Source organism: Oceanospirillum sp., from assembly GCF_982874595.1.
This window is the reverse complement of sequence record NZ_CEYNZH010000037.1, coordinates 21,794-33,316: the sequence shown is the minus strand read 5'-3', so window position 1 is coordinate 33,316 and position 11,523 is coordinate 21,794. Positions and strand designations below refer to the sequence as shown.

Here is an 11,523-nt window from a genome sequence, read left to right as displayed (position 1 = left end):
CTCCCTGTAGAGGGTAAACTATAGGGGTGACACAGAATTTTGAACACTACCTTTTCTCTCTTTTGAGGCCAAATGAAGTATGTCGCTTTTCGTCTCCACCTTTATCCAGTTTTTCTTTTTATTCGCCCCTTTCTTCGTTGTTTCTATGTTTCTTGCATTGACGCGAGGTCATACAAAGCATGAAAAGCAGACAACGATCAACCGGGCTGTACTCTCTGCGGCTCTCATTAGCCTTATCCTCTTTTTCTTTGGAACAACGCTATTCGAAGTTTTGGGCATCACTTTGGATTCGTTTCGAATTGGTGCGGGTTGCCTTCTCTTTTTATCAGCAGTCAGTCTGGTTAAAGATGGTGTTCGTAACCACGCCACCGGTGTTCCGGAACAAAACAGTGACGATATTGCGGTTGTTCCCCTTGCGATCCCAACAATCATAGGCCCGGCAACAATCGGTGCCATTCTGGTTTATGGCGCTGAATTAAAAACGACAACTGAGACCTTAATTGGAGTCAGCGCACTCATGTTTGCGCTGTGCTCTCTCGGAGCACTGCTTCACGTATCGAGCCAGATTGAAAGAATCCTGGGCAAAACAGGCCTGAATATTCTCAGCAAAATGACAGGCCTCATTCTGAGTGCAATGGCAGCTCAGATTGTTTTCTCAGGCATCAAGAATTTTTTACAACTGTAAGACCATTTATGGTGTCAGGTCAGCTTTTCTAAGCAAATAACCCCATACGACAGCCCCCTTGGTTGGCTCAGAGATAATCAAGGTTTATGATTGAGAGATCTTATCGAAGACAAAGAGATATTTATTTATGAATCAGGACATTTCCTCATTGCGCCGGGTTTTTGATCAGGAGGCACTGACCGAGCAGGATCTGGCAAATAATCCATTTGATCAGTTCCAAAGCTGGTTTGACCAAGCTGTCGAAAGCGAGCCTTTTGATCCAAATGCCATGACACTGTCGACTATTTCACCGGAAAACCGTCCTGCATCGCGAATTGTTTTACTGAAAGGTATCGATTCCCGTGGTTTTGTTTTCTACACCAATTACCAAAGTGAAAAAGGGATGCATCTTGCAGGCAACCCTTTCGCTTCCCTTGTCTTCTGGTGGGGTGAAAAACAACGTCAGGTTCGTATCGACGGTACGGTTGAACGTATCTCTCCTCAGCAGTCTGAAGAGTATTTCCAGAGCCGCCCGATCGAAAGCCAGATTGGTGCATGGGTTTCTAAGCAGAGCGCTGTAATTCCTAACCGTGAATGGCTCGAACAACGCTACGACCAATTCAGCGAACAATTCGCCGGCGAAGACCCGATCCCTCGTCCTCCACACTGGGGAGGGTATCGTATCGTCCCAGACCTGTTTGAGTTCTGGCAGGGACAGCCAAGTCGCCTTCACGATCGTTTTCGGTATGTCATAGCCGGTGGCAAATGGAACATTGAAAGACTGTCACCGTAACCTTTTCGCCCCACCAGATAAAAAAAACCGACAACTAAGTTGTCGGTTTTTTTTATATCTGAACGACCTATTAAACCCCGCTGGTGTTCTCAAGCCGGTGCCTCTGCCACTCATTTTGAGGCTCATTCAGAGGCATCACCGCATCTATCACCTGCTCTTCCGCATTGTAATGACACTGGAAGCCCAAGTGCCTCATCAGGCCTCGCATCGGATGATTCTCTACTAGGATTTTACCTATCATCTCAAGAGTACCGACGCTTCGGGAATACTTTATCATCTTGCGCATAAGTAAGGCGCCCAAGCCCTCACCCTGAAGATCATCGCGAATCAGCACAGAGAACTCGGTACGTATGTTGTCTGGATCGGTCCACACCCGAACAACACCCAAAATCTCACGTTCATTATCTGCCTTAATCTCTTCAGCAATAAATGCCATCTGGCGGTCATAATTGATAATCGTCAGATTGGCCAGATCCCGTTTACTCAGCTCTGCCTTGTTATGAAAATACCGGAATCGAATGCTCTGTTCGCTCAACTGTCCATGAAACTGAGACAACGCTGATGCATCTTCGGCTCGAATAGGTCTCACCTCAACCAGGCGACCTGTCTTAAGTGTGAGCGTTTCCCGAAGCTCTTCCGGATAAGGCATGATGGCATGATAACTTGGCTCACCAAGATCTATCTTCACATCCACAACCAGCATCTCATCCCGGTTAATAATCAAAGGATTAATCTCCAAACCTTGAAGCTCAGGGATATCAGCGGCCAGCTGACTTAACTTGACCAGCACCCCGGAAATAGACTCAATATCTTCAGCCGGATTATCGCTGTGCTCTTTGATAAGCCGGTAGGCGTGTGAACGCTTAATCAGCTCGTTGGCCAGCGTCATGTTCAAAGGAGGCAGCGCGACGTGTCGGTCAGCCAGAACATTTTCTTTGTAACCACCAATACCGAAAAGGATAACCGGGCCAAAAACCGGGTCCCGTGTTATCCCCATATTCAACAGCATTGAATGCTTACCGCGATGCATAGGCTGAATGCAATATTCATAAATCGTACTTTGAGGGAACTTCTCATTAACCTTATCGCGTAGGCTGACAACTGCTTTTCGCATCGCATCAGGGGTTTGAATATCCTGCAGCAAACCTGCCGAGACTTTATGAGGGTGCTTGCGATAGACAAATGGCCTGCAGTTGGTTTCATGAACAATTTTTACTGCCAGAGGCTGATTCTGCTGACTCGCAATGATTGCAGCTGCATTCTCATCCTTGGCATACCAGGTTTGGGTCACAGGAATGTTATAAGCGGCCAATACCTGCGTACTCTCCTGATGAGTCAACGCATTTCTGCCCTCTTTGCGGGCACGGGAGATAAGCTTGCGGGCACTTCGCCGAACTTCATAAGGGGTTTCATGTGGGATACTTGGAGGAGCTTCCTGCAGCAACGCCTGACTTCGGCGGTAGTTGACCATATGCATAAAGGCCTGAACAGCGTGCTCAGGGGAGCTGTATGTTGGCATACCCGCCAAATTAAACTCTTTACGGGCAGGCCGAGCCTCTTCCATTCCCATCCAACAAGTCAGAACACTCTTTCGAAATTTACCTCGTTGATTAATAACTGCCGACGCGGTATCCGCACTTGGTGCCAAACGTGTTGGAGCATGAATTGCCAATACAGCATCAACCTCAGGAGCATTGGATAAAACCTCCAATGCCTGAACAAAACGATCAGGCATTGCATCTCCCCCAATATCAACGGGGTTAGAATCTGACCAGCCGGAAGGCAAACACTCATGAAGTTTCGCTCGGGTTTCTTCGGAAAGCTTCGCCAGCTTGCCTCCTGAAAGCAGCAGCTTATCTGCCGCCAGAATACTGGGACCAATACCGTTACTGACAATGACCAAACGATCTCCGGATACCGGCTTTATTCGCGACAGGGACTCAAGTGCATCAAAAAGCTCCTCGACGTCATTAACCCTCACAACACCTGCCCTGTTCAGTGCAGCCGTGTAAACCTGGTCACGGTTAACCAGTCCCGGAGTATTAAGGACAGGACCTTCAAAAGAAGAAACGATGCGCCCACTTTTAATCGCAAGAACCAGTTTGTTCCGCGAGGCCTCACGAATTGCTGTCATAAGGTGACGGGAATCACTGATGTATTCGAGATGCAGAAGAATAGCCTGCGCGTGACTGTAGCGATTAATATAATCAATCACGTCTGCGATCATGACGTCTGCACTATCACCCAGCGTAACCACATGGGAGAAGCCGATACCACGGCCATTTGCCCAATCGATCATGGCATTGCCAAGCATTCCTGACTGACCGATATAAGCAACCTTTCCTGGCTTTACGTTTCCGGATGAATAACTGGCATTCAGCTTGCGCCCAGGAACCAATACACCCAGACACTCAGGCCCCATGATACGAATACCGGATTCACGGGCTGCAGCCAGCATGTCATCTTTTAGGGATTTATGGCGTGGATCCACTAAGCTTTGTGCGCTATTAGTCCGGGATAACCCCCCTGTCAGAACTAATGCCGCCTTAACCCCCAGGTGACCCAGCCGACCCACAAGATCCGGAACGACCTCCGGTGGAGAACAGATGACTGCCAGCTCAGGAATCTCCTCCAAAGCTTCTGCTCTGGGGTAACATTTCTCACCAAAAACCTCATCATAACCCTTGGTGTTTACTGCAAAAATTTTACCCGGAAACTGTCCATCCTGAAGATTCCGGATAACCTGCCCCCCCATGCTGAACTCTTTTTCGGAAGCACCGAAAACAGCAATGGACTTTGGCTCAAAAAAATACTTTAGAAAACGAGTACCCACAAAAAATCACTCCGCATTTTATTGGATGCTGCGCTGCATTATCGACTATATGCCAGTATCTCCCATATGCTCACTTTATTAAACTTGTATGATTAGGGAGGGTTTAAATGATCACATCATACATCAGTCACTCAGAGTGCATGCTTCATGACATGGGGCCTTGGCATCCGGAAAGCCCACACCGGATATCGTCAATCAATCAACAACTTGAACGTAGCGCACTTGCTCAGGAATTGCAGCATTATAACGCCCGACCAGCTACTGAAGAACAGATTATACGTGTTCACCCAAGAGCTCATGTGCTCTCCCTTGAGCTGAGTCAACCACAGGAAGGCGCTCCGCTGGTTCAGATTGATGATGACACCCTGATGGGGCACCGGACTATGCATGCCGCAACGATGGCGGCAGGGGCTGTGGTACGGGGAACAGAGCAAGTACTGAAAAACCAGGCAGATAATGTTTTCTGTGCTGTTCGCCCCCCCGGTCATCATGCCGAACGAGTGGAAAGCATGGGCTTTTGCTTTCTTAATAATGTTGCGATCGGTGTTGAACATGCCAGGCATAATTTTGGCATTAAAAAAGTTGCCATCATCGACTTTGATGTCCACCACGGCAACGGCACTGTCGATATCTACAAAGATGATCCTGACGTACTGGTCTGTTCAAGCTTTCAGCACCCCTATTTTCCATGGCGATTCGCTGACTCTGAATGGGAGAATATTGTAAATACGCCCTTAAAAGCCGGTTGCAACGGCCCCGAATTCCGCAAGTTGGTTGAAGACACCTGGTTACCTGCCTTACAGATGCACCGCCCAGAGATGATATTTATCTCTGCAGGTTTCGATGCCCACAAAGAAGACCCCATGGGCGAGATCAATCTGATTGACGAGGACTTCTTTTGGGTCACCAAGATGATCATGGATGTCGCGCGAACCTATTGCGATGGAAAGATTGTTTCAGTCTTAGAAGGTGGTTATAACCTAAGCGCACTGGGCAGTGCTGCGCACAAGCACATCGAAGCCCTGAAAGGCCTCTAGATACTGACAGCAGTCAAGGGATTGCCAACTGACCGACAGGATGATTCAAAAGGGGAAAAAAGTGATATACTTTAGTGGTTTATGGTAGCTATCCTGTCCTCCGCATTTTTCTATGGATAGAAGTAGTCACGACCGTGCCAGGAGTGCTTGATGCAATCGGTTTTAGAAGAAAAATTAGAAAACTGTCAAACACTCCCCTCACTTCCTGCCGTAGCCTATCAGGTCATTGAGCACGCCAAGCGAAATGATACCGACTCTGCTTTGATCGCTGGCATCCTTGAAAAAGATCCTGCCCTGTCCGCCAAAGTTGTCGCCCTCTCTAACTCGGCCGCCAACATGGGGGCCCGAACGATTGATTCCGTAAAAGACGCCATCACCCGTATTGGCCTTGATATGACAATGACACTGGCGTTGAGCTTTTCCTTTGCCAAAGCGATGTACGACAGCCAGACCAATACAATGGACCATCAGACCTACTGGCGAAGATGTCTTCTATCTGGGGTCCTGGGGCGCGTTCTGGCTGGAAAAATGGGGCAAAAAAAACCGGAGCGTTTTTTTCTGGCAGGACTTATTCAAGACATCGGTATGCTTGCACTGAATGAGATCGAAATGGATCGCTACGGTGTTATTTTTCACAGCGCGACAGATCACTATGAACTCGTTAAGTTTGAACGTAGTGAGTTTGCAACAGATCACTCTGAAGTGGGTGCCTGGCTTCTTGAACATTGGGGCATGCCCAGTTTTTATGTCAATCTGGTTAAAAACAGCCACAGGTCTGTCAAAGAAGATCTGTCTATTGATGAACAAATCATCGTTTTTTCAAGTCACTTTGCTGAGCTTTGGACTCAAAATGAAAAACCCAGCACCATGGGTAGGCTGATTAAAAATAGCAATAAGTGCAACCTCTTCAACACACGCCAAATAACAGAGATTGTTGAGGAGGTCTCAGCGCAACTGCCCGCTCTAAATGAAGTCTTTGAAACAGATTTACAAACCTCATTTTCTGTCGGTCAACTCATTGAAGATGCCAAGCATCAGCTTGCGGCTCGTAATATAAAACTAATGCAGGACCTTGCAAAAGCCCGAGACGAGGCACTCGAAGCAAAAGCCAGTGAAGAACAGCTTAAAGAGCAGCTTAAGAAAGACATTCTGACCGGCGTCTTTAATCGCGCTTACATCGAGACAATATCCGAAAAAGCCTTTAAGCATTCAACAGAAAATGCCCGACCGATGACTGTCATGTTTCTGGATATCGATCACTTCAAACAGGTCAATGACAAATATGGACATCAGGCGGGTGATACTGCACTTAAACATTTTGCCCGCACACTCTTAAAAGCGGCAGGTAAGGGAGGCTACGTGGGGCGGTATGGCGGCGAAGAGTTTGTCATCATAATGCCTGGCGTCACAACAGATGTCGGCCTGACCATTGCTGAACGCATTCGAGAGTTCCTGCAGCGCAACCCCATAAATGTTGCAACCGACATTATGATTACTATTTGCGCATCAGTTGGCATTGCGAGTTATATTCCAGGCCAACGCGAATTCCCTACGGCAGAAAGGCTTCTTGATGCAGCGGATAAAACGATGTACCAGGCTAAAAAAAGCGGGCGAGACAGAGCACTGGTATTCGGGGCTGCTTAGATATTAACCCACCGTAAAAGTCACAAAATGAGACATGTACTAATCACACCGGGCGATCTAGCTTTTTAAGCTGACTGATCAAACTATCTCCAGTCAGCCTTCCCTCCTCAGCACTAAAGCAAGCCACAAGCTCTGCGAGGGATTTACAGTCATTACTGTACCCTTCTGCCTTAAGCTGAACTTCGCTTATCTGTTCTTCAAGGTGCGAATGGCTTTGGTGTGTAATCTTTTCTTCAAGCAAAGCATAAATATTCTGTTTAAAAATAACCTGAGAGATACGCTCAACAGCAGAGTCCGCATGCTCAGCAACCAGGGCTACTTTTTCAGACGTTTGAGCCGAGCTGTGCTCAAGTGAACTAAAAAGTTGCACAAAATCATCCAGTTGCTCGGTAACCTCCATACTAAGAGCACTACTACTAAGCGTTGCCTCCCGAATCGAGCCTACCTGCTCATTGAGCGAGCCAAGTACTTCATGAACCTCTGTGGCAGTATCTTTTGTTCTGTTAGATAACTTCTTGACTTCATCGGCTACAACGGCGAATCCTCTGCCAGCCTCCCCTGCTCGGGCAGCCTCAACTGAGGCATTCAGCGCAAGAAGATTAGTCTGATCGGCAATATCGGTTATCAGGTTTAAAGCTCTCGCAACTGCATTACTGGCTTCACTCAAAGCCTCTGCCCTTTTTAACAAAAGGCCGATTTGTTCGGTAGACTGATGTAAATTAGCGCTCATGTTTCGGATTGAGTCACTACTCTCTTTAGCAACATCACTATTTCCCTTAGCGATCATACCAACATCAGCAATATCGGTCTGAATGGATCGAACATCTGACTCACTGTGCAAGAGGTCTGTGCGAAGGGATTGAAGGTTGATATCGTGAATCTGGCTAGTCAGGCTGTTTTGCTCGGTAAAACTAAGGTTTTCTTTTATCGCCAAAATGGCCTGATTAATAGATTTCAGTGACTCAGAGAAATCTCCCGGCAAACCTGTAGACTTAGCTTCACGGGAGAAATCTTGCTTATTCACTCGAATAAAGCACAACTTCACTTCTTTAAAATAGGTTTCAACAAAATCCAGCAATTCATTTACAGCCCATGCCATCTCTGCTGCCACACCATAATCTTTTGTATGAGTGGCCCGGTGATGTAACTCTCCTGAAGCGGCTTTATCTAGTACCGTCGTAAGAGATGTCAGAGTTCTCTTGTGCCGACTTTGACGCTGCAAATACCAGCCAAGTGACAGATAGAAAACCGACACAGCCAGAAACAGTTCCAGAGAAAAGGAATCACGAACAAAAGCAACCAGTATCAGGGAGCAGGGTAGCAGCGAAATGATAAAAAACATGACTCGGGCCATTCTAAACTCCCTGACTTCATTACCTGGACTGCAACTGCATCACAAAGCGCTCATAGTTAATCTTCTTGCCTTCCAATAACTGATTCAAAAAAGCGAGAGAGTGTTTACAGGCTTCAGCCCCGGAATGACGCTGCTCAATCTCAGTCATTTTCTGATATATAGGCTCAATTACTTTGATCGCATCGGGATTTGGCCGCCGACGTACAGAGAAGTATCCCTGAATCTCTCCTTGACTACTAAAATCCGGAGTGATATTGGCAAAAACCCAATAAAAACCTCCATCTGCCGTATAATTTTTTACAAAGCCGAAAAACTCATGCCCAAGACGTAATTCCTGCCAGAGGAATTTAAAAACACCTTTCGGCATATCCGGATGACGAATCAGATTGTGGGGTTTATGCAGTAGTTCTTCTTCACCAAACCCCGATACCCTCATAAAGGTTCGGTTCGCATAGGTGATACGACCTTTAAGGTCTGTCTTAGAAATGATGAGGTCATCTCCATTCAGGAGAACCTCAGAGTAATTTGATAATGGTTGAGCGAGCATATCCCTGCCTCTTTATTTTGTCATTATTGTTTTACCCATAAAAAAGGGTAAAACAATAATGCGCTCTAAAGGGAATTTTTGAATGACCCATATCAATGTAGGGGGATTACATTAACGTCGAAAAGTCATTCTAGCTCAGACTTGTTACAGAATTTTTGTCGCTAAATAAGCAATATCCAGAATAAACAACCTCCTGAATTCAGCCACGCTGCACTTAAAACTACAGAATAAATTCAATCCTATAAGAAATACTTAATGTGACTCAGGTCTATTTAATGCAACGACCACTCAACGAAAAATCCCGGTGAATTGGATATTGGCGTCCCGCGCTGCCAGAAGGGCTCTTAGCGATTTGGAGTAAAACTCACGTCGATAAAGAACCATAACCACCAGAATGGTACTTAACATAAAGATATACGGATGCCAGAACCAACACAGGACGGATAATGCAAAATAGTACGCCCTTAGCCCGTAATTAAACTGGTTAGCGGCCAGATCAATCAGGTCTGCAGCATGCTGGGCGTATGCCTTTCGACCCTGAGGAGTTACCTCCTCATCCGCCGGGTGCGGCGCGGAACCGATCAGAATGGCACAAAAGTTATACTGCCTCATCGACCAGGTGAACGTGAAAAATGCATAGACAAAAATAGTGATCAGCAGGAGAACTTTCAGCTCCCATTCAATTCTTGAATCCGATGCTGCAAAAGGAAGCTCAGACAAAACCCCCATCGCCTGCTCCGTTGCGCCCAGCATCGTAAAAAGGGCTGCAAGGATCAGTAAGCTACTGGAAGCAAAAAAAGCGCCATTGCGCTCAAGGTGGGTCATGATCGTGGTATCAGCGATGCGAACCTCACGCTCTAACAGTCGCGTCATCCAATCAACACGGTAAGCATGCATCACCCTGGCCAGACAGGGTCTTTTGCTCATCGCATTCTTAGAGAAAAAATAATACAGCGTCCACCAGAAGACAAACCAAGCAAAAGCGATTATATCCGGTAGCGTTAAATCCAAATAGGTCTGAAAAAACTGCACACTAACCTCTGCAATGAAAAACGGTCTGAATAATTATTCCTGAACGACCAACTGTTCAGGCAGCAAAAGAATCTCCTATAATACACGCTTTATGTGAGATCAATGTGCATTACCCTCTGATTCGACAGGTTTTTCTGACTTTCTTACTAGCAGCCGGCTCTGCTCTGCAGATATCAATGGCAGCCTCGCATCAGCCTGGTATTTCAGGTCAGACTCGTAATTCCGCAGAAACACTTCATCTTATTGAGCAGATCAACAAGAATATCAATAGTAAATTCCGCTATCTGAGGGACAGAGACGATCTCTGGCTAACCCGCGACGACTTTGTCGCCCAAGGTGGCGGAGATTGCGAAGACTTTGCTTTAGCAAAATACCAGTCACTTCTGGAGGCCGGCCTTTCTAAAGATGACTTCAGGTTTGTTTATGCCCGTCAAATTACCTCAGATGAATACCACATTGCTCTCATCCACGAACCAAGCGGTCTGCTGCTGGACAGCCTGACACCCGAAACCACTGCTATCAGTCAAAGAAATGACCTGCAGGAAGAGTTTCGTTTTTCTGGCCTAAATTTCTACTCTGCAGGAAAGAAGACACTAAACAGAGCACAACTTAAAACACTCCTACACTGGCAAGCCAGCATCAGAAAAGCTGAAGCGGCAGCTCTTGGTAGCCAGAGATCACAATAATAAAAGGATTAAGTAATAATGAACCTAAAAATGCTGGGGACCGGAGTACTCACCTATCTTATCTGGGGTTGTTTTCCACTCTTCTTCTCATTAGTGGCACATATTGGCCCACTGGAAGTGATTTCTGCCCGGGTTGTCTGGTCATTTTTATTTTGCCTACTCTTAGTTCTGGGACTGGGGAAAATCAACACTCTCAAAGGGGCTGTTTCGGTTAAAGCTCTTTTGTGGTCAGCGCTTGCCGCCATTCTTATCTCAACCAACTGGCTGATCTTTGTTTATGCGGTCAGCATAGGCCAGGTTATTCAGTCCAGTCTCGGGTACTTTCTGACACCTTTAGTCAGTGTATTCCTTGCTCGCTTTATCCTGAAAGAGCAGATTCGCCCCCTACAGAGCCTATCCATCGTTCTTGCCTGTCTTGCTGTCGCCTTTGAGATATACAGAGTTGGAACCCTACCCTGGATATCACTAATGCTGGCATCGAGCTTTGGTTTGTATGGCTTAGTTAGGAAACAGGCTCCTTTTGAAACCCTAAATGGTCTTTTTCTGGAAACAGGCTGGCTACTGATCCCTGCACTGATCTTTCTTGCTCTTATTGGAGGCACTGGACTCAACCCGATGCCACAACAGACACCAGAGGGAATGGATTTCACGAACACCTACCTAATGCTTTCAGGCATTGTTACTGCTGTACCGTTACTTCTTTTCTCGGCAGCGGCTCGCCAACTTCCACTAACCGTTATCGGCTTTATCATGTACATCAACCCTACGATGCAATTCTTAACCGCCATCTATATCTTTAATGAGCCTTTTTCTGATATGCAGCTGGTGGCTTTTGGACTGATATGGCTTGCCGTTATCGCATTTTGCTACGATTTGTATCAGACTCACCGTAAAAATATTCTGACGGTGAAAATTGACTGAGAGCACCATAAA

General features: G+C 46.5%; 10 protein-coding genes. 6 read left to right on the top strand and 4 right to left on the bottom strand.

The window, feature by feature from the left end; all coding sequences use genetic code 11:
* Positions 1-79 precede the first annotated feature (79 nt).
* Together AC4GL5_RS13690 and pdxH are read left to right on the top strand one after the other, a co-directional pair.
* The gene (locus tag AC4GL5_RS13690; protein ID WP_490383351.1) at positions 80-685 is read left to right on the top strand and encodes a MarC family protein; all 606 of its coding nucleotides are present in this window, start codon (positions 80-82) and stop codon (positions 683-685) included.
* 127 nt (positions 686-812) lie between these two features.
* Positions 813-1,457, top strand: a complete 645-nt coding sequence (gene pdxH / locus AC4GL5_RS13685) for a pyridoxamine 5'-phosphate oxidase (protein ID WP_490383350.1) — start codon at positions 813-815, stop codon at positions 1,455-1,457.
* A gap of 70 nt (positions 1,458-1,527) precedes the next feature.
* Here pdxH and AC4GL5_RS13680 read toward each other — a convergent pair whose 3' ends face one another.
* Complete coding sequence (locus AC4GL5_RS13680) at positions 1,528-4,290, bottom strand: bifunctional acetate--CoA ligase family protein/GNAT family N-acetyltransferase (protein WP_490383349.1); 2,763 nt, start codon at positions 4,288-4,290, stop codon at positions 1,528-1,530.
* 107 nt (positions 4,291-4,397) lie between these two features.
* Between AC4GL5_RS13680 and AC4GL5_RS13675 the strand changes: the two genes are divergently transcribed.
* Positions 4,398-5,327 (top strand): histone deacetylase family protein, encoded by a 930-nt coding sequence (locus tag AC4GL5_RS13675; protein ID WP_490383348.1) that lies wholly within the window; start codon positions 4,398-4,400, stop codon positions 5,325-5,327.
* A gap of 150 nt (positions 5,328-5,477) precedes the next feature.
* Positions 5,478-6,971, top strand: a complete 1,494-nt coding sequence (locus AC4GL5_RS13670; protein WP_490383347.1) for a sensor domain-containing diguanylate cyclase — start codon at positions 5,478-5,480, stop codon at positions 6,969-6,971.
* A gap of 43 nt (positions 6,972-7,014) precedes the next feature.
* Here the strand turns inward: AC4GL5_RS13670 and AC4GL5_RS13665 are convergent, their stop codons facing one another.
* From AC4GL5_RS13665 to AC4GL5_RS13655, 3 genes are all read right to left on the bottom strand, one after another.
* Positions 7,015-7,701 carry a methyl-accepting chemotaxis protein gene (locus AC4GL5_RS13665; protein WP_490383353.1) on the bottom strand — a complete coding sequence of 229 codons (687 nt, stop codon included), beginning with the start codon at positions 7,699-7,701 and terminating at the stop codon, positions 7,015-7,017.
* A 643-nt stretch (positions 7,702-8,344) separates the two neighbouring features.
* Complete coding sequence (locus tag AC4GL5_RS13660; protein WP_490383346.1) at positions 8,345-8,872, bottom strand: PAS domain-containing protein; 528 nt, start codon at positions 8,870-8,872, stop codon at positions 8,345-8,347.
* Between the two features lie 288 nt (positions 8,873-9,160).
* Complete coding sequence (locus AC4GL5_RS13655; RefSeq protein ID WP_490383345.1) at positions 9,161-9,904, bottom strand: DUF599 domain-containing protein; 744 nt, start codon at positions 9,902-9,904, stop codon at positions 9,161-9,163.
* A gap of 176 nt (positions 9,905-10,080) precedes the next feature.
* Here AC4GL5_RS13655 and AC4GL5_RS13650 point away from each other — a divergent pair, with 176 nt between their 5' ends.
* Together AC4GL5_RS13650 and rarD are read left to right on the top strand one after the other, a co-directional pair.
* A complete protein-coding gene (locus AC4GL5_RS13650; protein ID WP_490383344.1) occupies positions 10,081-10,590 on the top strand; it encodes a transglutaminase-like cysteine peptidase in 510 nt (169 codons plus the stop codon).
* An 18-nt stretch (positions 10,591-10,608) separates the two neighbouring features.
* Positions 10,609-11,511: an EamA family transporter RarD gene (rarD, locus tag AC4GL5_RS13645; protein ID WP_490383343.1), complete on the top strand. Its 903-nt coding sequence runs from the start codon at positions 10,609-10,611 to the stop codon at positions 11,509-11,511.
* The last annotated feature ends 12 nt before the right edge of the window (positions 11,512-11,523 follow it).

Excerpts from the sequence above, each read along its gene's own strand:
- AC4GL5_RS13660 (WP_490383346.1), bottom strand. The coding sequence starts at position 8,872 with ATGCTCGCTCAACCATTATCAAATTACTCTGAGGTTCTCCTGAATGGA.
- AC4GL5_RS13690 (WP_490383351.1), top strand. The coding sequence starts at position 80 with ATGTCGCTTTTCGTCTCCACCTTTATCCAGTTTTTCTTTTTATTCGCC.
- AC4GL5_RS13665 (WP_490383353.1), bottom strand. The coding sequence starts at position 7,701 with ATGAGCGCTAATTTACATCAGTCTACCGAACAAATCGGCCTTTTGTTA.
- AC4GL5_RS13675 (WP_490383348.1), top strand. The coding sequence starts at position 4,398 with ATGATCACATCATACATCAGTCACTCAGAGTGCATGCTTCATGACATG.
- AC4GL5_RS13650 (WP_490383344.1), top strand. The coding sequence starts at position 10,081 with ATGGCAGCCTCGCATCAGCCTGGTATTTCAGGTCAGACTCGTAATTCC.
- rarD (WP_490383343.1), top strand. The coding sequence starts at position 10,609 with ATGAACCTAAAAATGCTGGGGACCGGAGTACTCACCTATCTTATCTGG.
- pdxH (WP_490383350.1), top strand. The coding sequence starts at position 813 with ATGAATCAGGACATTTCCTCATTGCGCCGGGTTTTTGATCAGGAGGCA.
- AC4GL5_RS13670 (WP_490383347.1), top strand. The coding sequence starts at position 5,478 with ATGCAATCGGTTTTAGAAGAAAAATTAGAAAACTGTCAAACACTCCCC.